This window comes from Streptomyces sp. NPDC050085, assembly GCF_044460595.1.
Classification (GTDB): domain Bacteria; phylum Actinomycetota; class Actinomycetes; order Streptomycetales; family Streptomycetaceae; genus Streptomyces.
In genome coordinates this window covers 616,117-640,785 of record NZ_JBITJZ010000001.1, presented here as the reverse complement: position 1 = coordinate 640,785, position 24,669 = coordinate 616,117, and the positions used below count along the sequence as shown (strand labels likewise).

Annotated in this window: 19 protein-coding genes; 4 read left to right on the top strand and 15 right to left on the bottom strand. The window is 70.4% G+C overall.

The genetic code is table 11. The features are described 5' to 3' along the window. Positions 1-86 precede the first annotated feature (86 nt). The 6 genes from ACIBUY_RS02650 to ACIBUY_RS02625 all read right to left on the bottom strand — a co-directional run bounded on the left by ACIBUY_RS02650 (position 87) and on the right by ACIBUY_RS02625 (position 7,971). Positions 87-1,301: an acyl-CoA dehydrogenase family protein gene (locus tag ACIBUY_RS02650; RefSeq protein WP_399151492.1), complete on the bottom strand. Its 1,215-nt coding sequence runs from the start codon at positions 1,299-1,301 to the stop codon at positions 87-89. A gap of 2 nt (positions 1,302-1,303) precedes the next feature. After that, complete coding sequence (locus ACIBUY_RS02645; RefSeq protein WP_361376955.1) at positions 1,304-1,816, bottom strand: MaoC family dehydratase; 513 nt, start codon at positions 1,814-1,816, stop codon at positions 1,304-1,306. A 7-nt stretch (positions 1,817-1,823) separates the two neighbouring features. Beyond that, positions 1,824-2,786, bottom strand: coding sequence for a CoA ester lyase (locus ACIBUY_RS02640; protein ID WP_365568279.1), 963 nt, complete (start codon positions 2,784-2,786; stop codon positions 1,824-1,826). After that, a complete protein-coding gene (locus ACIBUY_RS02635; protein WP_399151491.1) occupies positions 2,783-4,831 on the bottom strand; it encodes a protein meaA in 2,049 nt (682 codons plus the stop codon). Before ACIBUY_RS02635 ends, ACIBUY_RS02640 begins: the two co-directional genes overlap by 4 nt. Before the next feature lie 22 nt (positions 4,832-4,853). After that, positions 4,854-6,191 (bottom strand): crotonyl-CoA carboxylase/reductase, encoded by a 1,338-nt coding sequence (ccrA, locus tag ACIBUY_RS02630; RefSeq protein WP_365568274.1) that lies wholly within the window; start codon positions 6,189-6,191, stop codon positions 4,854-4,856. A 475-nt stretch (positions 6,192-6,666) separates the two neighbouring features. Next, the gene (locus ACIBUY_RS02625) at positions 6,667-7,971 is read right to left on the bottom strand and encodes a polysaccharide deacetylase family protein (protein WP_399151490.1); all 1,305 of its coding nucleotides are present in this window, start codon (positions 7,969-7,971) and stop codon (positions 6,667-6,669) included. A gap of 220 nt (positions 7,972-8,191) precedes the next feature. On the opposite strand from ACIBUY_RS02625, the gene ACIBUY_RS02620 reads away from it, so the two are divergent. Next, on the top strand, positions 8,192-8,827 hold the full coding sequence (locus ACIBUY_RS02620; RefSeq protein ID WP_399151489.1) for a GNAT family N-acetyltransferase: 636 nt from the start codon (positions 8,192-8,194) through the stop codon (positions 8,825-8,827). A gap of 78 nt (positions 8,828-8,905) precedes the next feature. Here the strand turns inward: ACIBUY_RS02620 and ACIBUY_RS02615 are convergent, their stop codons facing one another. The 7 genes from ACIBUY_RS02615 to ACIBUY_RS02585 all read right to left on the bottom strand — a co-directional run bounded on the left by ACIBUY_RS02615 (position 8,906) and on the right by ACIBUY_RS02585 (position 17,787). Beyond that, the gene (locus tag ACIBUY_RS02615) at positions 8,906-9,721 is read right to left on the bottom strand and encodes a hypothetical protein (protein ID WP_365568265.1); all 816 of its coding nucleotides are present in this window, start codon (positions 9,719-9,721) and stop codon (positions 8,906-8,908) included. Then, on the bottom strand, positions 9,718-11,823 hold the full coding sequence (locus ACIBUY_RS02610) for a polysaccharide deacetylase family protein (RefSeq protein WP_399151488.1): 2,106 nt from the start codon (positions 11,821-11,823) through the stop codon (positions 9,718-9,720). Before ACIBUY_RS02610 ends, ACIBUY_RS02615 begins: the two co-directional genes overlap by 4 nt. After that, positions 11,808-11,930: a hypothetical protein gene (locus tag ACIBUY_RS02605; protein WP_399151487.1), complete on the bottom strand. Its 123-nt coding sequence runs from the start codon at positions 11,928-11,930 to the stop codon at positions 11,808-11,810. Before ACIBUY_RS02605 ends, ACIBUY_RS02610 begins: the two co-directional genes overlap by 16 nt. Further along, positions 11,927-13,477 carry a glycosyltransferase gene (locus tag ACIBUY_RS02600; RefSeq protein ID WP_399151486.1) on the bottom strand — a complete coding sequence of 517 codons (1,551 nt, stop codon included), beginning with the start codon at positions 13,475-13,477 and terminating at the stop codon, positions 11,927-11,929. Before ACIBUY_RS02600 ends, ACIBUY_RS02605 begins: the two co-directional genes overlap by 4 nt. Continuing rightward, on the bottom strand, positions 13,474-14,787 hold the full coding sequence (locus tag ACIBUY_RS02595; protein WP_399151485.1) for a nucleotide sugar dehydrogenase: 1,314 nt from the start codon (positions 14,785-14,787) through the stop codon (positions 13,474-13,476). Before ACIBUY_RS02595 ends, ACIBUY_RS02600 begins: the two co-directional genes overlap by 4 nt. A 236-nt stretch (positions 14,788-15,023) precedes the next feature. Beyond that, a complete protein-coding gene (locus tag ACIBUY_RS02590; protein ID WP_399151484.1) occupies positions 15,024-15,902 on the bottom strand; it encodes a TetR family transcriptional regulator in 879 nt (292 codons plus the stop codon). An 85-nt stretch (positions 15,903-15,987) separates the two neighbouring features. Continuing rightward, on the bottom strand, positions 15,988-17,787 hold the full coding sequence (locus ACIBUY_RS02585; protein WP_365568247.1) for a 3-hydroxyacyl-CoA dehydrogenase family protein: 1,800 nt from the start codon (positions 17,785-17,787) through the stop codon (positions 15,988-15,990). A gap of 306 nt (positions 17,788-18,093) precedes the next feature. Here ACIBUY_RS02585 and ACIBUY_RS02580 point away from each other — a divergent pair, with 306 nt between their 5' ends. Next, positions 18,094-18,666, top strand: a complete 573-nt coding sequence (locus tag ACIBUY_RS02580; RefSeq protein WP_399151483.1) for an adenylosuccinate lyase — start codon at positions 18,094-18,096, stop codon at positions 18,664-18,666. 24 nt (positions 18,667-18,690) lie between these two features. Here the strand turns inward: ACIBUY_RS02580 and ACIBUY_RS02575 are convergent, their stop codons facing one another. Next, the gene (locus ACIBUY_RS02575) at positions 18,691-20,298 is read right to left on the bottom strand and encodes an alpha/beta hydrolase (protein WP_399151482.1); all 1,608 of its coding nucleotides are present in this window, start codon (positions 20,296-20,298) and stop codon (positions 18,691-18,693) included. A 123-nt stretch (positions 20,299-20,421) separates the two neighbouring features. Beyond that, positions 20,422-21,447, bottom strand: coding sequence for an Rv2578c family radical SAM protein (locus tag ACIBUY_RS02570; protein WP_399151481.1), 1,026 nt, complete (start codon positions 21,445-21,447; stop codon positions 20,422-20,424). 136 nt (positions 21,448-21,583) lie between these two features. Here ACIBUY_RS02570 and ACIBUY_RS02565 point away from each other — a divergent pair, with 136 nt between their 5' ends. Both ACIBUY_RS02565 and ACIBUY_RS02560 read left to right on the top strand, forming a co-directional pair. Next, positions 21,584-22,027: an SRPBCC family protein gene (locus tag ACIBUY_RS02565; RefSeq protein ID WP_365568235.1), complete on the top strand. Its 444-nt coding sequence runs from the start codon at positions 21,584-21,586 to the stop codon at positions 22,025-22,027. Positions 22,028-22,192: 165 nt separating this feature from the next. Next, a complete protein-coding gene (locus ACIBUY_RS02560; RefSeq protein ID WP_365568232.1) occupies positions 22,193-24,619 on the top strand; it encodes an MFS transporter in 2,427 nt (808 codons plus the stop codon). Positions 24,620-24,669: the final 50 nt, after the last annotated feature.

The following is a 24,669-nucleotide window of genomic DNA, read 5'->3' as shown; positions in this document are numbered from 1 at the left end:
GAAGCCGAGTCAGCGGCCGAAGAGTGTTGACGGGGTGTGATCTTCTTCGCGAAGAAAACACCCCGAACGGGACATACCGCCCAGGCTCAGCCCTGGAATCGATACTCTTCGAGCAACCGACGACCAATGATCATTTTCTGGATTTCGGCGGTACCTTCACCGATCAACAGCATCGGCGCCTCACGGTAGAGACGCTCGATCTCGTACTCCTTCGAGAACCCGTAGCCGCCATGAATCCGGAACGCGTCCTCTACGACTTCTTTGCAGTATTCGGAGGCCAGGTACTTGGCCATTCCTGCTTCGAGGTCGTTTCGTTCCCCGGAGTCCTTTTTGCGTGCTGCGTTCACCATCATCGCATGGGCGGCCTCGACCTTGGTAGCCATCTCGGCCAACTTGAACTGGATGGCCTGGTGCTGCGCGATCGGCTTGCCGAAAGTGTGCCGTTGCTGGGCGTATGAGACACCGAGTTCAAATGCACGCTGCGCGACGCCGCAACCACGTGCCGCCACATTCACGCGCCCGACCTCGACGCCGTCCATCATTTGGTAAAACCCTCGGCCCGTCTGTCCGCCGAGTACACGATTGGCCGGAATGCGTAGCCCGTCCATGATCAACTCGGTGGTGTCGACGCCCTTGTAGCCCATCTTGTCGATCTTCCCGGGGATGGTCAGTCCGGGCCGGACCTCACCGAACCCGGGCTCCTTCTCCACGAGGAAGGTCGTCATCGACTTGTGCGGGGCGGTGACCGTTTCAGACTGGGCGTGGCCTTCGTCACTTCGCGTGAGAACCGCCACAAGCGTTGACGTGCCGCCGTTCGTCAGCCACATCTTCTGGCCGTTGAGGACGTACTCGTCACCGTCCCGCACCGCCTTCGACGTGATCGCCGACACATCGGAGCCGAGCGCCGGCTCGGACATGGAGAACGCGCCGCGCACCTCGCCCAGTGCCATGCGCGGAAGGAAGTACTCCTTCTGCTCCTGCGTCCCGTGCTGCTTGAGCATGTACGCCACGATGAAGTGGGTGTTGATGATGCCGGAGACCGACATCCAGCCGCGCGCTATCTCCTCCACGCACAGCGCGTACGTGAGCAGCGACTCGCCGAGACCCCCGTACTCCTCGGGGATCATGAGGCCGAACAGGCCCAACTCCTTGAGCCCGTCGACGATCGCCTGCGGGTACTCGTCGCGGTGCTCGAGCTCGGTGGCGACCGGGATGATCTCCTTGTCCACGAAGTCCCGGACGGTGGCGAGGATTTCCTGCTGGACGTCGGTGATACCGGCGGTCTGGGCGAGTCGTGCCATGGCTACTTCTCCTGCTGCTTGAGTTCGGGGCGGCCGGGCTGCTCGCCGCCGCGCTCCTTGATGTACGTCTCGGTGGGCACCATCACCTTGCGGCGGAAGACGCAGACCAGCGTGCCGTCCTGCTTGTAGCCCTTGGTCTCCACGTAGACGATCCCGCGGTCGGACTTGGACTTCGACGGGGTCTTGTCGAGGACCGTCGTCTCGCCGTAGATCGTGTCGCCGTGGAAGGTCGGCGCGACGTGCTTGAGCGACTCGACCTCCAGGTTGGCGATCGCCTTGCCCGACACGTCCGGGACGGACATCCCGAGCAGCAGGGAGTAGATGTAGTTCCCGACGACGACGTTCTTGCCGAAGTCCGTCGTCTTCTCCGCATAGTTGGTGTCCATGTGGAGGGGGTGGTGGTTCATCGTCAGGAGGCAGAAGAGGTGGTCGTCGTACTCCGTGACCGTCTTTCCGGGCCAGTGCTTGTAGACGTCCCCGACGGTGAACTCTTCGTAGGTGCGGCCGAATTGCATGGGTTTGTCACGCCTCCGGGGCTTCGAACTTCGACGTGCGCTTCATGCCGGCCGCACGCCCCTTCCCGGAGATGACGAGCGCCATCTTCCGGCTGGCCTCGTCGATCATCTCGTCGCCGAGCATCGCCGAGCCCTTCTTGCCGCCCGCCTCCGACGTGTAGAAGTCGTACGCGTCCAGGATCAGCTCGGCGTGGTCGAAGTCCTCCTGCGAGGGCGAGAAGATCTCGTTCGACGCCTCGACCTGGCCGGGGTGCAGGACCCACTTGCCGTCGAAGCCGAGGGCCGCGGCGCGCTGGGCGACCTCGCGGTAGCCGTCCACGTTGCGGATCTGGAGGTAGGGGCCGTCGATCGCCTGGAGGTCGTTGGCGCGGGCCGCCATCAGGATCTTCATCAGGATGTAGTGGTAGGCGTCCGCGCCGTAGCCGGGCGGCTGCTCGCCGACGACCAGGGACTTCATGTTGATGGACGCCATGAAGTCGGCCGGGCCGAAGATGATCGTCTCGAGGCGGGGCGAGGCCTGAGCGATCGCGTTGACGTTGTTGAGGCCCTTGGCGTTCTCGATCTGCGCCTCGATGCCGATCTTGCCGACCTCGAAGCCCATCGTCTTCTCGATCTGCGTCAGCAGGAGGTCGAGGGCGACGACCTGGTCGGCCGTCTGGACCTTCGGCAGCATGATGCAGTCGAGGTTCTGGCCCGCGCCCTCGACGACGGTCACGACGTCGCGGTACGTCCACTCGGTCGTCCAGTCATTGACCCGCACGACGCGCGTCTTGCCCGTCCAGTCGCCCTCGTTGAGGAACTTGACGATGGTGTGCCGCGCCTCCGGCTTGGCCAGCGGCGCGCAGGCGTCCTCCAGGTCCAGGAAGACCTGGTCGGCCGGCAGACCCTGGGCCTTCTCCAGGAAGCGGGGGTTGGACCCCGGCACCGCCAGACAGGAGCGGCGCGGACGGAGACGGTTGACGCTGGTCATGCGGGGACCTCCAACGGGTCGAGGTTGTTCGCTTTCCGGATCTCGTCGACGATACGGCCGATGATCTCCGTGATGCCGAAGTCCTTGGGGGTGAAGACGGCGGCGACACCCGCCCGCTTCAGTTCCTCGGCGTCTGCATTCGGAATGATGCCTCCGACGATCACGGGGATGTCGGGGGCGCCCGCCTCGCGCAGCCGGTCCAGGACGTCGGGCACCAGCTCGGCGTGCGACCCCGACAGGATCGACAGGCCGACGCAGTGCACGTCCTCGGCGAGCGCGGCGGACACGATCTGCTCCGGGGTGAGCCGGATGCCCTGGTAGACCACCTCGAACCCGGCGTCGCGGGCCCGCACGGCGATCTGCTCGGCGCCGTTCGAGTGGCCGTCGAGGCCCGGCTTGCCGACCAACAGGCGGAGTTTTCCGCCGAGTTCGTCGCCGGTGCGGGCCACCTTCTCGCGGACCAGGGCGAGCGGCGTGCCCGCCTCGGCGGTCACGGCGACCGGCGCGGATGAGACCCCCGTCGGCGCCCGGAACTCGCCGAAGACCTCGCGCAGCGCCTCGGACCACTCGCCGGTCGTGACCCCGGCGCGGGCGCATTCGAGGGTGGCCTCCATGAGGTTCTCGGTGCCGGCCGCGGCCTCCTTCAGGCGCTCCAGGGCCTGCTGGGTGGTCGGGTAGTGGAACGGATCGCCCATGCCCTGCCGGTCGCTCGACTCCTGCCGCGTGGTGCGCCAGTCGCCGATCGCCCGGACGACCTTCGCCTCGACGGCGTGGTCCACGGTCATGATCGCGGCGTCCAGGTCGGCGGTGAGCGGGTTCGGCTCGGTCGACTCGTAGATGTTGACGCCGACGATCTTCTCCTCGCCGCCCTCGATCCGGGCCCGGCGCTCGGCGTGCGACGACACGAGCTGCGACTTCAGGTAGCCCGACTCGACGGCGGCCATCGCGCCGCCCATCTTCTGGATCCGCTCGATCTCCGCGAGGGACTCGGCGACCAGCGCGTCGACCTTCTTCTCGATGACGTGCGAGCCCGCGAAGATGTCCTCGTACTCCAGCAGGTCGCTCTCGTGGGCGAGGACCTGCTGGATGCGCAGCGACCACTGCTGGTCCCAGGGGCGCGGCAGCCCCAACGCCTCGTTCCAGGCGGGGAGTTGGACGGCGCGGGCGCGCGCGTCCTTCGACAGGGTCACGGCCAGCATCTCGAGCACGATCCGCTGGACGTTGTTCTCCGGCTGGGCCTCGGTGAGTCCCAGGGAGTTGACCTGCACTCCGTACCGGAAGCGGCGCTGCTTCGCGTTCTCGATGCCGTACCGCTCGCGCGTGATCTGGTCCCAGATCCGCCCGAACGCCCGCATCTTGCACATCTCCTCGATGAAGCGGACACCCGCGTTCACGAAGAAGGAGATGCGGGCCACGACGTCCCCGAACTTCTCGGCGGGGACCTGCCCTGAGTCGCGTACGGCATCGAGAACGGCGATGGCGGTGGACATCGCGTACGCGATCTCCTGGACCGGTGTGGCCCCCGCCTCCTGAAGGTGGTACGAGCAGATGTTGATCGGGTTCCACTTGGGGATGTGGGACACCGTGTAGGCGATCATGTCGGTCGTCAGGCGGAGGGAGGGCCCGGGCGGGAAGACGTGCGTCCCGCGCGACAGGTACTCCTTGACGATGTCGTTCTGCGTCGTGCCCTGGAGCGTCGCGATGTCCGCGCCCTGCTCCTCCGCGACGACCTGGTAGAGCGCCAGAAGCCACATGGCGGTGGCGTTGATGGTCATCGAGGTGTTCATCTGCTCCAGGGGGATGTCCTGGAACAGCCGCCGCATGTCGCCGAGATGGGACACCGGGACGCCCACGCGGCCGACCTCACCCCGCGCGAGGATGTGGTCGGGGTCGTAGCCCGTCTGGGTCGGCAGGTCGAAGGCGACCGACAGGCCCGTCTGTCCCTTGGCGAGGTTGCGCCGGTACAGCTCGTTGGACGCCTCCGCCGTGGAGTGACCGGCGTACGTGCGCATGAGCCACGGCCGGTCCTTCTGACGCTCAGTCATGATCCTGTGCTCCCCGAGGAGTTCAGACGTTCCGGAACCGGTTGATGGCGTCGATGTGCTGGGCGCGCTTGGCGTGGTCGCGCACGCCCAGGCCCTCCTCGGGCGCGAGGGCGAGGACGCCGACCTTGCCCTGGTGGAGGTTGCGGTGCACGTCGTACGCGGCCTGGCCGGTCTCTTCGAGGGAGTAGACCTTGGAGAGCGTCGGGTGGATCTTGCCCTTGGCGATCAGGCGGTTGGCTTCCCAGGCTTCGCGGTAGTTGGCGAAGTGCGAGCCGATGATGCGCTTCAGGGACATCCACAGGTAGCGGTTGTCGTACTCGTGCATGTAGCCCGAGGTGGAGGCGCAGGTGGTGATGGTGCCGCCCTTGCGGGTGACGTACACGCTGGCGCCGAAGGTCTCGCGGCCCGGGTGCTCGAAGACGATGTCGATGTCCTCGCCGCCGGTGAACTCGCGGATGCGCTTGCCGAAGCGCTTCCACTCCTTGGGGTCCTGGGTCTGCTCGTCCTTCCAGAACTTGTAGCCCTCGGCGTTGCGGTCGATGATTGCCTCGGCGCCCATCGAGCGGCAGATGTCCGCCTTCTGCTCACTGGAGACGACGCAGATGGGGTTGGCGCCGCCGGCCAGCGCGAACTGCGTGGCGTAGGAGCCGAGTCCGCCGGACGCGCCCCAGATCAGGACGTTGTCGCCCTGCTTCATGCCGGCGCCGTTCTTCGACACCAACTGGCGGTAGGCGGTGGAGTTCACCAGGCCGGGGGCCGCGGCCTCCTCCCAGCTGAGGTGGTCCGGCTTGGGCATCAGCTGGTTGGACTTGACGAGCGCGATCTCGGCGAGGCCGCCGAAGTTCGTCTCGAAGCCCCAGATGCGCTGCTCGGGGTCGAGCATCGTGTCGTTGTGGCCGTCGCTGGACTCCAGCTCGACGGAGAGGCAGTGCGCGACGACCTCGTCGCCGGGGTGCCAGGCGTTGACGCCGGGGCCGGTGCGCAGCACGACGCCCGCGAGGTCGGAGCCGATGACGTGGTACGGCAGGTCGTGACGCTTCGTCAGCTCGCTCAACTTGCCGTAGCGCTCAAGGAAGTTGAACGTCGAGAGCGGCTCGAAGATCGAGGTCCACACCGAGTTGTAGTTCACGGAGGAGGCCATGACGGCGACGAGCGCCTCGCCGGGGCCGAGCTCGGGCACCGGGACGTCGTCCAGGTGCAGCGACTTGCGCGGGTCCTTCTCGCGGGTGGTGAGCCCCGCGAACATCTCCGCCTCGTCCTTGTGCACGGTGACCGCGCGGTACGAGTCGGGGAGCGGCAGGGCGGCGAAGTCGGCAGACGTGGCGGTCTGCGACTGAATCGCGTCCAGGATGTCCTTCACGGTGTTGCCTCCGGCGAAGAGCGTTGAGGGAAACGCTGAGTCGGGGTTGTGGCTGCGGGATGGGTGGTGCGTGCCGTCGGTTCGGCGGGGTGGTGCGTGGCAGCGCTTGGTGTGGCGCGGAAGGTTGCCTGTGACGCAGGCGTCCGGGCGCATCGGGCACGGTCGGTCGCACCTGATGGGGACAGCCGACGTACGGAAGTTCTCTGCACGCCGGCCGCCCGGACTCCTTCAACGTATGGCACACCGTGACAGCGCACAAGGCACTGCGTGCCATCAATTGCGCTCAGGTGAAATCTTTACGCAACAGGTGAGCGATGATCGATCATTGGTGGTCAGAGGTGGGTTACTGGCGGGGAACGGGATCGATGATCGATCAGTCCGCATGTCGGACGGGGTGGGGAGGGTAAGGGGAGGCCCCCTCGCGTGGCACTGCGTGCCACGTGAGGGGGTGAGGTGTTCCGCTGTCAGTTCTGTGTCAGTTCTGTACGAGGGAGAAGTCGTCCACCGTCGCGTTCCCGGCCGCCGGGAGCGACAGGCCGAAGCTGATCGCCGTGGAGCCCGACGGGGCGGACGGGGTCGTGAACACCCCGTGCTGCCAGGCCGAGGGCGAGGGCGCGTAGGGCGGGGAGCTGGACGTCCAGTACGACCACGTGCCCGCGGCGTTGCGCAGATACGCGCTGATCTTCACCGGGGTGCCGGCCGGCCAGGTGCCCTTGTACCAGAGGCCCACCGTGTAGGTGTGGCCGGCGGTGACGGTCGGGGCGCAGGTGCCGGAGTCCTGGCGCGTGACGAGTTTGCGGTCGCCGTCGGTGTACGCCGCGATGTCGACGCGTTCCGCGCGCGAGCCCGTGTGGGCGTCGGTCGTGTACGTCCAGGCGTACGTGTTCGTGCCGTACCCGCCGAGCTGGAAGCAGGTGGGGACGCCGCTCGTGGACGCCTCCAGGGACGGGTTCTGCAGGGTCGGACCCGGAGCAGGGCCCGGGACGCCGGGCTGCAGCGGGCCGCCGATCACGGCGTCGACCGTGGCCACCGCCGTGCCGCGCGCGGCCAGCCAGTCCAGGAAGGAGTCCAGGATCGCGGGGGTCGTCGCGTACGTCGGGTCGCAGCCGTTGCAGACGTGGTGCACCACGATCGGCACCCAGCCGCCGCCGTTCGCCTCGGCCTGGGTGACGTAACTCTGCAGGGTGGCAAGGGTGGTCGAGGTCGTCACGGAGTCGTTCGTGCGCACGGCGTACGGGTTCGTGGGCGGAACCGTGTTCGCGTACGGGCAGCCGCCGCACGAGCCGGGCGTGACCAGGCCGCCCACGTCGCGTGCCGAGTTGTAGCCGCAGTCGGCGACGTAACCCTGGGTGGCGGCGGTGTCGGCGCCGAAGGGGTAGGCGAAGTTCTTGACCGTGAGGCCGAGGTTCAGGAGGGCCACGCGGTCGTTGCAGATCTCGCGGCGCTGGTCGTCGGGGCTGAGGTCGGGGAGCCGGGCGTGGGTGACGGTGTGGCCCGCGATCTCGTGGCCCTCGGACTGGAGTTGCTGCACCTGCGCCGCCGTCAGGTAGCCCGAGGCGCCGAGGCGTCCGCTGTTCACGTAGAACGTGGCCTTCATGCCGTGGTCGTCGAGGATCGGCAGGGCCGCCGAGTAGTGGTCCGCCGATCCGTCGTCGAAGGTGAGGGAGACGGTCACCGGGCCGGGCGCGGCGTGCGCGGCGGGGGCGAGGGGCAGCAGCAGGGCGGCAAGGGCCGCGAGCAGAGTGAGGAGGGGGACTAAGGGTAACTGCCTTCTGTTCATGGGGAGTTGGACCCCTTCGTGAGATGTGTGTCGTTGCGACGGTGCGTGACAGTAGTCGCGCGAAGGGGGGTCGCAGAACGTGTGCGGCGGGCGCAGGGCGTGCGGGGGGCGCGGGCCCGTGTGCGGCTGCGGGCCCCGACGGTTCCGGTGTGAACGGGTGTGCTGCGGGGCGGTTGTGCGTAACATGCACTACGGCGTTGTGGCTATTACGGGAGGCTCGATGATCGCGGACATGGTGAGCACCTGGGCGGCCGGCTGGGCCGTGTCACGAGGCACGCCCGAGCCGGCCGCCAAGCCGTGGGGCGTGCACATCGAAGTGGCCGACGATCCCGGCGAAGTGGGGCGGCACGTGCTGCCGGTCGCCGCCGAGGGGCTGGTGCGGGACGCCGCCGCCACGGTGAGCGCGCCGCGGACCTGGATGAAGATGCCCGCCGAGCCGGAGGACGTCGCGCCCTGGCTGCCGCCGGGCTGGGTCATGGCTTGGCAGGACACCGGATATCTGATGGCGGTCGACCTGGTGGCCACGGGCCCGGTCGCGCCCGAGGGGTACCGCGCGACCGTGCGGACCGTTGGTGACGTCGTCCACGTGCGGGTCCTGGACGACAGCGGTGACGTCGCCGCTAAGGGGCAGATGGCGCTGCTCGGGGACACCGTCGTCGTGGACCGGGTGCGGACCGAAGAGGCCCACCGCAGAAGGGGGTTGGGCGGTCTCGTCATGCGGTCGCTCGCCGACGACGCCCTCGACCGGGGTGCGACGCTCGGCGTCCTGGGTGCGACCGCCGCCGGGCGCGCCCTGTACGAGGCGCTGGGCTGGAAGACGTACGCGACGCTGGCGGAGTGCGTGTACCGGCCCTGACGGCATGGCCCGGCACGGCACGGCACGGCACGGCATGGCATGGCATGGCATGGCATGGCACGGCACGGCACCGTAGGCCTAGGTCGCGGCGCGCGCAGAGAAGTGCGTGAACAGGAACTCCGTGTTGTCGCCGCGGATCCCGACCGCACCCGGCCGCGCGAGCCCCCCGGGCTCGTCGTCCACGACGTCCAGGACGCGCCGGCCCGCGAGGTCGAGCGTGACGCGGACCCGGCCGTCCGGGAGCGTGCGCGCCGACGTGGCGACCTCGAGCCAACTCCCTTGCGGGGCAGGGGAATGCGCGTGCGCCAGCGTCACGTACGTACCGCCGTTGGACGCGCCGCCCGGCGTCTTGCGCTTCACCGCGACCTCGCCGTCCCGGCGCGCCACGCTCACCGCGTACGTCTCCCGCTCGCTGCGGAAGCGGAGCCAGATGTGCACCCCGTCGTAGGGCTGCGCGGGCGTGCGGGCCGTCGTGACCAGGTCCTCCACGCGCAGCCGCAGCCGGACCGTCGTGTCGCCGAAGTCCCGCTCCCGGCTGGTCAGTCGGAACACCGCCGAGTCGGTGGCGCCGGCCGAGCGGGCGTCCGGGCCCGCGCCGTCGGGGGCGCCGGTCCAGCCCGCGCCGTCCTTGCCGAACAGGGAGCCGCTGGTCATGACCCAGTCGGGGGAGTGGCGTACGTGCGGTTCGTTCGGATGCCAGTACGCGAACTCGTTCGTGACCAGGCCCTGTTGGGGGAAGCGGGGACGGAACGCGCCGTCGTCGTCGCCCCCGCCCGCGAACGGCCGCGCCACCAACAGGCCCCCGACCGCGGCGAGTACGGCGACGACGGCGAGCAGCGCCCACCGCCGCGCGCCGCCACGGCGCAGCAGCGCCAGCACTCTCGCGGGGTTCACGGCGCGCCCCGCAGCGACGCCGCCTCGAACGCGGGCCACGGCTGCAGCGGCGACTGCCGGTACGCGCTCAGCGCGATGCCGCCCCTGCCGCCGCGCGCGGGGATCTCCAGGGACACCGTCGTGCCCACCTTCACCAGCGTGATGTCGGGCCGCACCGTGATCGTCACCGTCTTCTCCCCCGACTCGGGCAGCTTGCGCGCCAGCACCTGCCGCGCCGTCGCGTCGGGCCCGGTGAGGATCGACAGCCAGCCCTTGGAGACGCGGACCGTCACCTGCTCCGGAGCGCCGCGGCGCGCGGTGAGGTTGCCGTGCACCCCGTCCTCGGCGAGTCCCGTGACCGTCGTACGGAGCGTGTAGTCCGTCCAACTCCCGGTCCTCGTCGGGTCGTAGGCGGCGTACAGCCAGCCGCGCACGCCCACCGGCTGCACCCGGCCCCCGCCGGTCACCACGTCCGTCCGCTCCCAGCCCTTGCCGCGCGGACCCGACGTCACCCACGGCCCGGCCCCGTCGAACGGGCGGGCCCCGGCGACCGTCACGGGCGGCTGCGCGGCGACCGCGGACCGGGCCAGGTGCACCGCGCCCACCCGGGGCCAGTCGCGCGCGCCCTGCCGGGACACGGCGAGGGCCGTGCCTCCGGTGCCGCCCGCGCCCTCGGTGTGCCCGGCGGTCAGCGACACCGCGCCGTCGACCACGACGGTCGTGCGCGCCCCGTCCGCGTGCAGCCGCACCGAGTGCGCGGCCGCGGGCATCAACTCCCGTTCCGCCAGCACCTTTTTGCCCCCGGCGCCGCCGACCAGCTGCACCGTCCCGTACGACACCCGGGCCGCGATCTGCGCCGGGGACCCGACCCGCGCGAAGACGCTGACGCTGCCGCCGCCCGGGTCGAGCTCCTGCGCGTCCGTGTCCACCGTGTAGTGGTCCCAGTCGGCCGACCCGTACGGTGCGTACGCCGCGAACTTGTACGGCTCGGTCCGCGGATAGGGGCCCTTGCCGGTGAGGAACCCGAGGTCGTCGCCGGTCAGCGGCTTCCAGTTGTCGCCGGTCCAGCGCTGCGGCGCGCTCAGCGGGTCACCGGTCGCCGGGACCGGCGTCCGCGTCGTGATCTGGCGCAGGAGCGAGTCCGCCGTGGTGTCCGCGAAGACCTCAAGGCGCTGGTACTGCTGGGCGATCGTCGAGCGCCGGCCGGCCGGTTCGGGCGAGCGCGTCTTGTCCGAAAGGGCCGCCGCGAAAAGACGGTTGACCAGGTCGTGGACGTACGACGAACTGTGCGCGCCCGGTCGCGCGTTCTCCGAGAACGGGTAGGCGAACAGGCGCGGCCGCGGCAGGCCGTGGTCCTCGAACGACTCAAGGGACCTGCGGAAGTCCTCGCGGACCCGCCGCTCGTAGCGGGCCTGCGACTCCTGCGTGCCGGTGGACGCGAGGTAGCGCCGGTTGGTCAGCAGCGAACCGGTCTGCCCGCCGGGCCCGGTGCGGGTGCGCGAGTGCAGGTCGTGCGTGTGGTCCTGGAAGTCCCAGCGGCCCGAGTGGTCCATCCGCGCGATCTCCTGCCACGACAGGTAGTACGGCCGCCGCACCGACACGCTCCCGGTGATCAGGAAGGACACCGCGTGCATGCCGTGCCGGGCCAGGATGCGGTCCGCGTACGTCCACAGCCCGTGCGTGCCGTCGTCGAAGGTGAGCAGGACCGAGCGCTCCGGGACCGGGCCGCCGAGCAGGTACGCGACGAACTCGTCGACCGTGAGCGTCCGGTAGCCCGCCGTCTTCAGCGCGGCCAGCTGCCGCTCGAACGTGTCCGGGCCCACCACGTACTTGCTGGGGCTGCCCGGCGCGACGTCGTGGTACGTGAGGACGACGGGCGCGGCCCTCTTCGGCAGCCCGGCCGTCAGCGCCTGCCAGCGTGCCTGCGTCGCGGTGTCCACGCGGGCGGCCGCGGTGTCCTCCTGCCGCGTCACGTTGAGCTGGTTCTGATAGAGCCGCCACGCCACCAGGAACGGCACGGCGAGCACCCCGACCGTCACGAGCGAGAGCACGAGGCGCACCCCGCGCCGCGTCACCCGGATCGCGAACCGGGGCCTTTTGACCCGGGTCACAGCAGAGACCATGGCGGCCAGCTCCCCCGGGTGAGCACCAGCAGGTACACGAACACCACGACGGCCGTGGTGAGCACGGCGGCCGCCAACCGGCCCAGGTCGCGCAGCAGTTGCCTCATGACTGGCTCCTCGACCACACCCCGCGCCGGATCGTCAGCAGCGAGTACGGCAGCAGCCACGACAGCAGCAGCGACGACAGCAGGCTCATCAGGGGACGGCAGCGCCAGTGCGGGTTGCCCGGGTTGTCGACCTTGAAGGCGAGGCCCCACACCGTGCCCTTGAGGACGATCCCCGCCAGGTACAGGCCGGTCAGGAACCACAGCCCGTGGTACGGCGCCCACACCAGGTGGCGCACCGCCATCAGCGGCGCGCAAAGGACCCACAGCACATGCCCGTAGAACAGCACCGCGGGACCGAGTCCGCGGCGCCACATGAAAGTCCCGGTGAAGAACAGATTGCGGATGAAGCTCTTCTTCCAGCGCACTTGTTGTCGCATGAAAGGACGGAAACGGGAGGGAACCGTCGTCCATACCTTCGCGGACTGCACATAGCCGATGCGCCACGGCAGTTCGGGGTGATCGGCTTCTTTGACAAAAGGGGAGTCCGCGTAACGCCGCTTCAATTTACGGCCCTTCCAGCGCTGTCCGAGCACATATCCCGTCAGCTGCCGGTCGGTGGCGAAACGGAATTCGCCGCCGAGGAATCGGTCGCCCGCCCACGCGGGAAGGTAGTTGTAGATCGCGTCGCGGCGGAACACGGCGAGCGGCCCCGACACGCACGACACGGAGCCGAACGCGGACTCGGCCGCCTTCGCGACCCTGAACTGCCCCTCGTACCAGACGTCCTGCGTCCGGGACAGCAGCGAGTCGTGCGGGTTCAGGGCGCGCGCGTGACCGCTGACGGCACCCAGCTCCGGATGGTGCACGAGCGCCGTCACGCAGCGCCCCAGCGCGTCGGGCGCGAGCAGGCAGTCGGAGTCGGTGAAGGCGATGACGTCGCCGCGGGCCCGCTCGGCGGCCTTCACCAGGGCGTGCTTCTTGCCGACGTTCCGGTCCAAGTAGACGACCTTCAGCGGCAGTTCGTGTTGCAGCCGCCACAGGATCTTGCGCGTCCCGTCCTGCGAGGCGTCGTCCACGACGACCACCTCCAGGTCCGGATAGTCGCTGGCGGCCATCGAGCGCACACACGCCTCGATGCCCTCCTCCTCGTCCTTGACCGCCACCAGGAAGCTGACGCGCGGCACCTCGGGCAGCGCGGGGAACCGGTCGAGCCTGCGCGGCCTGCGGTGCAGCAGACGCACCGACGGGTCGTCGTAGCGGCTGTACGCGATGAACAGCATCCCGATCGTCACCAGCAGGACCATGAATCCGTAGCCGAGCAGCAGCGGCGCCTGGACCAGGCGCGGCGCCTCGCGGGCCAGGACGAGCAGCAGCGGCAGCAGCACCACCACGACGACCAGGCGCCGCGCGGCGTGCCGCACCCCCGGGTCCATCCGGTCCGCGAAGCGGGCGAGCCGCCCGCGCGTGCCCGCGTCCCGGTGCCGCCCGGGGCGCACCGGCCCCCGTGCCGGAGCGAGCCCGACGGACCTGGACGGCGGGGACGGCGGGGCCGGCGGGGCCGGCGGCGCCGCCCAGGGGTCGGGGAAGCGCTCCGCCTCCAGGCTCATACGACCGCCCTGCGCTTGAAGTCCTGCAGCCGGTACGTGGTGTCGAGGACCGGCACCCGGTCGGGCACCCACGACAGGTCGAGCAGGGGGTGCACGGAGTGGATGACGATCAGGTCCCAGGTCAGCTCGCCCGGGTTCTGCTCGGCCCTCAACAGCTGTGTGCTGACGGCGAGTTCGGCCACGAGCGGATCGCTGAACGCCACCTCGGCGCCGGCCTCCGCGAGCTCCCCGAGGATCTCGATCGACGGCGACTCGCGCACGTCCGCGACCCCCGGCTTGTACGCGACGCCGACGACCAGGATCCGGGCCCCGCGCAGCGCCGTGCCGCCGTCGGCGAGGACTTCGCGGGCCCGGCGCACCACCTGGTGGGGCCTGGTCGCGATCGCCGTCATCGCGGCGTCGATCAGCGGCGAGGCGACCCGCCGCTCGCGCAACTGCCACAGCAGATAGTGCGGATCGCACGGGATGCAGTGCCCACCGACGCCGGGGCCGGGGAAGAACGCCATGAACCCGTACGGCTTCGTCGCCGCGGCCTCGATCACCTCGATGGCCTCGAGGCCCAACTCGCCGCAGATCGTGGCGAATTCATTGGCCAGTGCGATGTTCACCGCCCGGAAGGTGTTCTCCAGGAGCTTCGTCATCTCCGCCGCCTCCGGCGACAGGACCTCGTGCACGCGGGCCCCGGTGCGACGCAGCACGTCGGCCGCGCGCCGGGTGCACTCGGGGCTGACGCCGCCGATGACGCGGGGCGTGGAGTCCTGCGTGTGCGCCGCGTTGCCCGGGTCGATGCGCTCGGGTGCGTACGCCACGGACACGTCCTGCGGGACGGTCAGACCCCGCGCCGCCAGCGGCCGCAGCAGCAGATCGCGGGTGGTGCCCACGTAACTCGTCGACGTCAGGACCAGGGCCTGCCCCGGCACGGCCTGCTCGACGGCGGTGGCACAGGCCCCCTCGAGGGCCCGCAGGTCCGGTACGAGATGGTCGTCGACCGGCGTCGGCACACAGATCACGACGGTCTCGGCGGCCCGCAGCCGGGCCGGGTCCGACGTCAGCAGGAACCGCTCGCCGGGCACGTGCCGACGTAATCGGGCGTGGTCGGCGGCGAGCAGGTCCACGTCGTACGCGCGGATCGCCGCGAGGCGCCGCTCGTCCGCGTCGAGGCCGATGACCCGCACCCCCGATTCCAGGAGGGCGAGAGCGGTCGGCAGTCCTACGTATCCAAGGCCGATGATGCCGACGACCGGCGCATCGGCATGTGGTGCATCGGCGTGAAGTGAATCGGCATGAGTGAACAACTGGGAAGCGCCCACTGGAAATCCCCCTGATCCCCGTTCCCCCGATATCCGGTCCCCCCAGGACTGCGGATAGGAACGCCGCCTGATGCGACATCCATCGGTGCGGCACAAAGCGTCAGCATGCCACGGGGTTCAGGTAACTGGCGAGACATCGAAAAGGCTCGTACAGGTGTGGTGGAGACGGTGGACGTAAGAGAGGGAGTGCGGCAAAAGGAGCCGCACTCCGGAAGGGGACCGACCGGCTCTGGCGGTCAGCGGTTTCTGAGAGCTTCCTCAATAGTGCGCATCACTTCGGGCAGCGGAGCGTCGGTACGGGCCACCGTCACCAGCACCTCGCCGGAGTACGAGACCTGCGCGGGCGCCGGGGCGGCGGGCGTGCGGCCCGCGCCGATGCCGGTGCCGAACGTGCGGCGCACGATCGCGAAGGCGTGGTCGAGCTGGTTCTCCACGTCGCCCTGGCCGCCCGCGCGCAGCCAGCGGCGCAGCACGTGGTTGTGCGCGGTGACGACGGCGGACGCGGCGACCTCGGCGAGCAGCGGGTCGTCATTGCCGTCGTGGTGCGCCTGCTCGTCGAAGTGGCCGAGGAGATAGCGGGTGAAAAGGCGCTCGTAGCGGGCCACCGAGGCGATCTCGCGCTCGCGCAGCGTGGGCACCTCGCGGGTCAGGCGGTAGCGCTCCACGGAGACCGCGGGCGAGGCCGCGTACATCTTCATGACTTCCTTGATGCCGCGGCACACCGTGTCCAGCGGGTGCTCGTGCGGCGGCGCCGCGTTCAGCACGGCCTCGGCGCGCACCAGGGTGTCGTCGTGGTCCGGGAAGATCGCCTCTTCCTTGGAGCGGAAGTGGCGGAAGAAGGTGCGGCGGGCGACCCCGGCCGCCGCCGCGATCTCGTCGACCGTCGTCGCCTCGTACCCCTTCGTGGCGAACAGCTCCATCGCCGCGGCCGCCAGCTCACGGCGCATCTTGAGCCGCTGGGCGGCGGCCCGGGTGCCGGCGGCGCTCTCCGGGGCATCGGAGGAACCAGCGGAACCAGAGGAACCAGCGGAACCGGAGGAGGCGGCTGGGGCGGGGGCGCGGGAGGGCTGGTCGGCCTTATGAGCGGGCGGCGTCATGCCCCGAACGTACTGCATGTACGTTCCAAGACGCTCCCCGGTAAGCGGGCCGCCCGGTCCCCCGAGCAGCCCGCCCCAGTCGGCCCCGCCGCCCGGCCCCGGCTCAGCGCCGGGCATATTCGCGGAAGCCACGGCCCGTCTTGCGGCCGAGGCAGCCCGCGGCCACCAGGTGCTCGAGCAGGGGCGCGGGCGCGAGACCCGGGTCGCGGAACTCGCGGTGCAGCACCTTCTCGATGGCCAGCGACACGTCCAGGCCCACCACGTCGAGCAGTTCGAACGGGCCCATCGGGTAGCCGCCGCCGAGCTTCATCGCGGCGTCGATGTCGTCCAGGGTCGCGTAGTGCTCCTGGACCATCTTGATCGCGTTGTTCAGGTACGGGAACAGCAAAGCGTTCACGATGAACCCGGCCCGGTCCCCGCAGTCCACCGGGTGCTTGCGGATCCGTGTGGTGAGATCGCGGACGGTGGCGTGCACGTCGTCGCTCGTCAGCACCGTGCGCACGACCTCGACGAGCTTCATCGCCGGGGCCGGGTTGAAGAAGTGCATGCCGATCACGTCCTGCGGGCGCGAGGTGGCGCGGGCGCAGGCGACGACGGGCAGCGACGAGGTCGTGGTCGCGAGGATCGCGCCCGGCTTGCAGACCTTGTCGAACGTCGTGAACAGCTGCTGCTTGATCTCCAGGTCCTCGGCGACGGCCTCGAGCGCGAGGTCGACGTCGGCGAACGCGTCGTAGGACCCGGCGGGGGAGATGCGCGCCAGCGTCGTGGCCGCGACCTCGGCGGTCATCCGGCCCTTGTCGACAGAGCGCTGGAGCGACTTGCCGATACGGGACTTGGCCTGCTCCGCCTTCTCCTCGCTGCGCGCGGCGAGCACGACGTCGTAGCCGGCCTTCGCGAACACCTCGGCGATCCCGGAGGCCATCGTGCCCGAGCCCGCGACACCGACCGAGCGGATCGGACGGGCCGGCGTCGCCGCCTCCCCGGTCAGCGGCGTCAGCGCGTCCCGCACCACGACCGAGCTGCCCGGCTCCTCGTACGTGTAGAAGCCGCGGCCGGTCTTGCGGCCGGTCAGGCCCGCCTCGCTGAGCTGCTTGAGGACCGGCGCGGGCGCGTGCAGGCGGTCGCGGGACTCCGCGTACATCGCGTCGAGGACGGTGCGCGCGGTGTCGATGCCGATCAGGTCGAGCAGCGCCAGCGGGCCCATCGGCAGGCCGCAGCCCAGCTTCATCGCGGCGTCGATGTCCTCGCGCGAGGCGTACTTGGCCTCGTACATGGCGGCGGCCTGGTTGAGGTAGCCGAAGAGCAGCCCGTCGGCGACGAAGCCGGGCCGGTCGCCGACCGCGACGGGCTCCTTGCCCAGCTCGATCGCGAGGTCGGTGACCGCGGCGACGGCGGTCGGCGCGGTCAGCACCGAGGAGACCACCTCGACGAGCTTCATCGCGGGCGCCGGGTTGAAGAAGTGCAGGCCGAGGACGCGCTCGGGCCGCGCGGAGTCGGCGGCGAGCCGGGTCACCGACAGCGCGTTCGTCCCGGTCGCGAGGACGGTCTCGGGGCGCACGATGTCGTCCAGGGCCCGGAAGATCTGCTGCTTGATCTCGTACGACTCCGGGGCGACCTCGATGACGAGATCGGCGTCGGCCGCGGCCTGCAGATCGGTGAACGTACGGAAACGGGCGAGCAGTTGGGCCCGCTCGTCCTCGGTGAGGTGCTCGCGGCGCACCGCACGCGCCGTCGAGGCCTCCAGGGAGGCGACCGCGTGCGCGGTGGCGGCCTCGCTGATGTCGATGCCGATGACCTCGCGTCCTGCGCGGGCGAGGACCTCGGCGATGCCGGTGCCCATGGTGCCGAGGCCGACGACGGCGACCTTCGAAAGGGGGGCGATGCGGGACAGGGGAGCGTCCATCCGGGAACTCCAGAAGTGAGGGTGACGACTGAGGGGCGCGCGCGGGAACGCCGAAGGGCGCGCGGCGTGCGGGAGTTGACCGGCCCTGTCCCGGGACCGCGTCGTACTGCAGGAACTTCGGTAGCGCGTACCGAACCGACTGACACTCTCGGCGGCTGCGTCACCAGGCCGCCCTGAGTGGTACTGCGGGAAGTGTGCCCCGCTCACCTGAGATTAACCGGCGAGTAACGAGCGCGCCAGTCCCAGGTGTTGAGCAGTCCGTGTGATCTACGTCGCCGCAGGCCCGGCGCGTCTACCCTCGTCCTCATGGACGAAGAGTCGCGAACGGTGACGGAACGCATCCGGAAGGAAGCCGGCGGCACCCCCGCCTTCGAGCAACTCGCCGCCACGAGCGACGGGGACGAGCTCGCGGAGGTCCTCACCGCACCCGGACAGCCGCTGTGGGCCCGGGAGTTGGCGGCGTACCGGCTCGGCGTCGCCGGGGACCCCCGGGCCTTCGAAGCCCTCGTCCTGCTCCTGAACCACCGCGACCCGGAGCGCTGCGCGGCCGCCGCGCAGGCCCTGGCGATCCTCGGCGATCCGCGCACGGCCCGCGCCGCGGCCGCGCTGGCCACGAACGAACTGCGCGTGGCCTACGCCCTGTACCCGGTCCGCCTCCTCACCCAGCTCAGGGCCCCGGAATCGGCCCCGGCCCTGATCACCACGCTGGGCCGCCGCCTCGCCCCGCACGACCCGTACCGCAAGGTGGCGCTCGCCTGCGTCGAGGGCCTCGGCAGCCTCGCGGACCCGAGCGCACGGGAGGTCCTCACCCGGGCGAGCGCCCACCCGCGCCTGGCGATGGCCGCGGCCGCGGCCCTGGCCCGCCTCCCGGAGAGCTGAGGCGGACCGGGGCCGGGGTGCGACTCAGCCGCGGAAGCCGAGCAGCCCGTGCAGCGTCGCGCCGCCCGAGGTGCCCGATGCCGCCTTGGTGGTCAGCGGCTTCGGGTCCGGCAGCTTCGCGCACACCGCGTCGATCTCGCCACCGCTGCGCGGCACCTTCCCCGACGCGAGGTAGTCCGCGAGGTACTTGTCGAGGCACGCGTTCCCGCTGAGCGTGATGCCGTGGTTGCCGCCGCCCTGCTCGACGACCAGGCTCGAACCGCGCAGCAGCTGATGGACCCTGGCGCCGCCCTCGTACGGGGTGGCCGCGTCGTCCGTCGCCTGGAAGAGCAGGACCGGCGGCAGCGAGGAGTTCGCCACGTCCGTCGGGTGCAGCGTCTTCGTCGGCCAGAACGCGCACGGCGCGTTGTACCAGGCGTTGTTCCACGTGGAGAACGGCGCCTTGGCGTGCACCTTCCAGTTGTCGTCGCGCCACTGGTTCCAGTCGCGCGGCCACGATGCGTCGCGGCACTGCACGGCCGTGTAGATGCTGTAGCCGTTGTCCCCGGAGGCGTCGATCGCGGCGAAGTTCTCGTACGCCTCGACCAGCGGGTCCGCGTTCTTGTCGTTCACGTACGCCGCGAACGCCTCGGCCAGGTAGGGCCAGTAACCGTTGAAGTAGCCGCCGGGCAGGAACGTGTCCTCCAGCTCGCCCGCGCCGACCTTGCCGCCCGCGGGCTTCTTGGTGACCGCGTCGCGCATCGCGTACCACTTGGCCTCGATCTTCGCGGGATCGGTGCCCAGCTTGTACGTGCTGTTGTACTTCGCCACCCAGGCCATGAACGCCTGGTGGCGGGCGTTGAAGGCGTAGTCCTGCCCGATGTTGTCGTCGTACCAGACGCCGTCGGGGTCGACGATCGAGTCGAGGACCAGGCGCCGCACGTGCCCGGGGAAGTACTTCGCGTAGACCGCGCCCAGGTACGTGCCGTACGAGTAGCCGAAGTAGTTGATCCGCTTCGCGCCGAGCGCCGCCCGGATCGCGTCCATGTCCCTGACGGCGCTGACCGTGTCGATGAACGGCAGGACGTCGGCGTACTTCTTGGCGCACGAGCGCGCGAAGGACGCGGCCCGCTTCAGGTTCGCCTGCTCGATCGCCTTGGTCCTGGGCACGCTCGGCGGGCGTACGGGATTGAAGTAACCGGGTGAGCAGTCGAGGGCCGGCGTGCTCTTGCCGACGCCGCGCGGGTCGAAGCCGATGACGTCGTACTGCGCGGCGACGGCCTTCGGCAGGCTCGTGGCGACGAACCCGGCGAGCGTGAGGCCGCTGCCGCCCGGGCCGCCGGGGTTCACCAGGAGCGGGCCCTGGGACTTCTTCGCCGTGTGCGGGACGCGCGACAGGGCGAGGGTGATCTGCCGCCCGTGCGGACGGTCGTGGTCGAGCGGCACCTTCAACGACGCGCACTGCAGCGTCGGATAGTCCGTGGTGCCGCACTTCTTCCAGCTGACGGAGCTGCCGACGGAGCTGCTGACGGAGGTCGGGTGCGTGGTCGAACGGGCCGGCTCGGCACCGGAGCCCGCCGCGGCCGTGGTCGTGGCGACCGTGGCGGCGACCAGGGCCGCGACGCCGCACAGAGCGACTGCACGTTTCTTCATAGAGCCTCCCGGGACGGAGGGTGCAGGGCCGTGAGTCCACGGCCCGTGCGGCATGTTCCCGTAAACCCCGGGCGGAGGAATCCGTTCTGCCGGAAGTTGACCCGATCGCACACCCGCCGGCCGTCAGAGCAGCGTCAGCTGGGTGGGTCCGTGCGGCTCGGCCGGGGCGGGGCCGCCCTGTTCCGGTACGCGGACGCGGCGCCGCTGCGCCGCCCGCGAGGGCCCGATCCCGTATTCCTCGGCCAGTTCGTGCACCTGCCGCGTCACCCGCCGCTGGTACCACTTCGGGGCGTAGGCGCCCTCCGCGTACAGCCGCTCGTACCGCCGCACCAGATACGGGTGGTGCTGCCCGAGCCACGCCATGAACCACTCGCGGGCGCCCGGCCGCAGGTGCAGCACGAGCGGCGTCACCGAGGTCGCCCCGGCCCGCGCGATCGCCCGCACCGTCGCCCGCAGCTGCTCGGGGCGGTCGCCGAGGAAGGGGATCACCGGGGCCATCAGGACCCCGCACCCGATCCCGGCGTCGGTGAGCGCGCGGACCACGTCGAGCCGCCGCTCGGGCGCGGGCGTGCCCGGCTCGACGGTGCGCCACAGCTCCGGGTCCACGAAGCCGACGGACACCGAGATCCCGACGTCCGTCACCTCGGCGGCCTGCCGCAGCAGCGGGAGGTCGCGCAGGATCAGCGTGCCCTTGGTGAGGATCGAGAACGGGTTCGCGTGGTCGCGCAGCGCCTCGATGATGCCGGGCATCAACTGGTAGCGCCCCTCGGCCCGTTGGTAGCAGTCGACGTTCGTGCCCATCGCGATGTGGTCGCCGTGCCAGCGGCGCGAGGCGAGGTGGCGGCGCAGCAGCTCCGGCGCGTTGACCTTCACCACGATCTGGCTGTCGAAGCCGAGTCCGGTGTCGAGGTCCAGGTAGCGGTGGGTGCCCCGGGCGAAGCAGTAGACACATGCGTGGGTGCAGCCGCGGTAGGGGTTGACCGTCCACTCGAACGGCATCCGGGACGCGCCGGGCACCTTGTTCACGATCGAGCGGGCCCGGATCTCGTGGAACGTGACGCCACGGAACTCGGGGGTGTCGAAGGTCCTCGTCGTCACCGCGTCCGCGCCGAACAGCGCGGCGTCCGGCGTGAGGTTCTCCCAGCGCATGAGGCCTCCTCGGTAGCACTGACCACAGAATAGAACACATGTTCCCTTGATCGTGCGACCCCCGATTTTGGCCGGTGGTGCGCGGGGTGGTTGGCTTGGCCGAACCCCTGAGGAACCAAGTGCTGGAGGAACAGTCATGGCGCAGGTCGAGGCCACCACGGAGCGGGTCGTCGCCGCGAAGCCGGACGATGTGTTCGACGCCCTCGCCGACTACAACGGCACCCGCGGGAAGCTGCTGTCCGAGCACTTCAGCGAGTACGAGGTGCGCGAGGGCGGCGACGGCGAGGGCACCCTCGTCCACTGGAAGCTCCAGGCCACCAGCAAGCGCATCCGCGACTGCCTGCTCGAGGTGTCCGAGCCCACCGACGGCGAGCTCGTCGAGAAGGACCGCAACTCGTCGATGGTGACGACGTGGCGGGTGACCCCGGCCGGCGAGGGGCAGTCCCGCGTCGTCGTCTCGACCGTGTGGAACGGTGCGGGCGGCATCGGCGGCTTCTTCGAGAAGACCTTCGCCCCCAAGGGCCTCGGCCGCATCTACGACGCCGTGCTCGCGAAGCTCGCCGCCGAGGTCGAGAAGTAGCTCACCGTTTCGAGTGGTTTTCGTTTCGCGCCGGTTGTACGCCGTAGGGCTCCGACCGGCGCATACGTTGATCAGACCCCGCTGAACTGCGCCTCGTCGCGCTTGCCCCCCGTTGTCGCGTAATGCGAGAAATGGGCGGCGCAAGTGTGACGAGGGGAGCAGCAGGTGGGCACGACGACTCTGGTGACCGAGGCGGTCGGGGATCCGGCCAGGGTCGGGGATCCGGTCAGCACCCCTCCGCGGCCCACCCCGGCCCAACCCGCCCCGGAACCTTCGCGGTTGCCCGCACACGGGCTCAGCCCGAGCCGCGTGCGGATGGTCTTCGTCGGGCTGATGCTGGCGCTGCTGCTCGCCGCGCTCGACCAGATGATCGTGGCCACCGCGCTGCCGAAGATCGTCGGTGAGCTGCACGGCCTGGACAAGATGTCCTGGGCGATCACCGCGTACCTCCTCACCTCCACCATCGGCCTGCCGGTCTACGGCAAGCTCGGCGACCTCTTCGGCCGCAAGGGCGTCTTCCAGTTCGCCATCGCCGTCTTCGTGATCGGCTCCGCGCTCGCGGGCCGGGCGCAGAACATGGACCAGCTCATCGCCTTCCGCGCGATCCAGGGCGTCGGCGCGGGCGGCCTGATGATCGGCGTCCAGGCGATCATGGGCGACATCGTGCCGCCGCGCGAACGCGGCCGCTACATGGGCCTGATCGGCGCCGCGTTCGGCCTCGCCTCGGTCGCGGGCCCGCTGCTCGGCGGCTACTTCACCGACCACCTCTCGTGGCGTTGGTGCTTCTACATCAACGTGCCCTTCGGCCTCGTCACGTTCGCCGTGACGGCCGTGGTCCTCAAACTGCCGAAGCCGACGGCCAGGGCCCGACTCGACGTCCTGGGCTGCCTGTTGCTCGCGGCGGCGTCAACCTGCCTGGTGCTGCTGACCAGTTGGGGTGGCACGGAGTACGCGTGGGGCGACCGGGTCATCGTCGGCCTCGGCGCCGGAGCGGTCGTGTCGAGCGTCCTGTTCGTCGTCGCCGAGAAGTACGCGGCCGAACCCCTCATCCCGCTGCGCCTGTTCCGCGACTCCGTCTTCAACCTCAGCGGCCTCGTCGGCATGGTCGTCGGCGTCGCCCTGTTCGGCGCGGCCAGCTATCTGCCGACGTTCCTGCAGATGGTCGACGGGGCCTCCGCCACCGAGTCGGGCCTGCTGATGCTCCCCATGATGGGCGGCGTCGTCGGCGCCTCGATCATCTCGGGCCAGCTCATCAGCCACACCGGCCGCTACAAGCTCTACCCGATCCTCGGCGGCGCGCTCTCCACGCTCGGCATGTATCTGCTGTCCCGCATGGAGGCCGACACCGCGCGCCTCGAATACAGCGTCTACATGGCGGTGTTGGGCGCCGGCATCGGTCTGATCATGCCGGTCCTCGTCCTCGCCGTGCAGAACTCGGTGCGCCCCTCCGACCTCGGCACCGCCACCAGCGCCAACAACTACTTCCGGCAGATCGGCGGCAGCGTCGGCGCCGCCGTCTTCGGCACGCTCTTCGCGGGCCGCCTCACCGACGCGCTCGCCGACCGGCTCCCGGCGACCGGGGCCGGGCTGCCCGACGCGGAGTCGATCACGCCGCAGCTCGTGCACGCGATGCCGGCCGCGCTGCGCGAGCCGTACATCGAGGCGTACGCGGACGCGATGCCCCGCATCTTCCTCTACTTGGTGCCGGTCCTCGTCCTGGGCCTGGTCCTCGCCTTCTTCCTCAAGGAGACACCCCTCTTGTCCAGCGCCGCCCCTTCCCCCGAGAACGCCGTCACCCCCGTCGTCCCCGCCCAGGAACGTGCCGCGTACGCCGCCGGAGTCCCGGTCTGCGGCACGGTGCAGCACTCCGACGGCACCGCCGTGCCACGCGCCGCGCTCACCCTCATCGACGTCGGCGGTACGCAGATCGGCCGCGGCGCGAGCGGTGAGGACGGGCGGTACGCGCTGTCGACGCCCGGCACGGGTTCGTACGTCCTGATCGCGGCGGCCGGCGGGCACCAGCCGCAGGCCGTGACGGTCACCGTGGGGGAGCGGCCCGTCGAGCTCGACGTGGTCCTCGGCGGCGCGGGACGCCTCGCAGGTTCCGTCCTCACCGCGGACGGAACTCCCGTACGCGACGCGACAGTCACGCTCACGAACGTGCACGGGGAGGTCGTCGCGACCACCCGCAGCGGACGCGAAGGCGGCTACGTCATCACGGAGCTGGTCGCGGGCGAGTACACCCTGGCGGCGAGCGCCCCCGCGTTCCGCCCCGCGGCCCTGCCCGTCACCGTGATGGCCTCGCGCGAGACCCGGCAGGACGTGGAGCTGGCGGGCGGGGCGGTGCTGCGCGGGACGGTGCGGGCCAGTGGGGGGCGGCCCGTCGAGGATGCCCGGGTCACCCTGCTCGACGCCGCGGGCAACGTCGTCGACACGCTGACGACGGGGCCGGACGGGACGTTCCGCTTCGTCGATCTCTCGTCGGGGGAGTACACGGTGATCGCGGCGGGTTACCCTCCGGTCGCGACGGTCCTCCAGGTTGCCGGGGGCGGCCGCACGGAGCGGGATCTTCAGCTCGGGCACGAGGACTGATCGCCGGGGCGGCGCCGTCGTGGTTGCTCGCGCAGTTCCCCGCGCCCCTG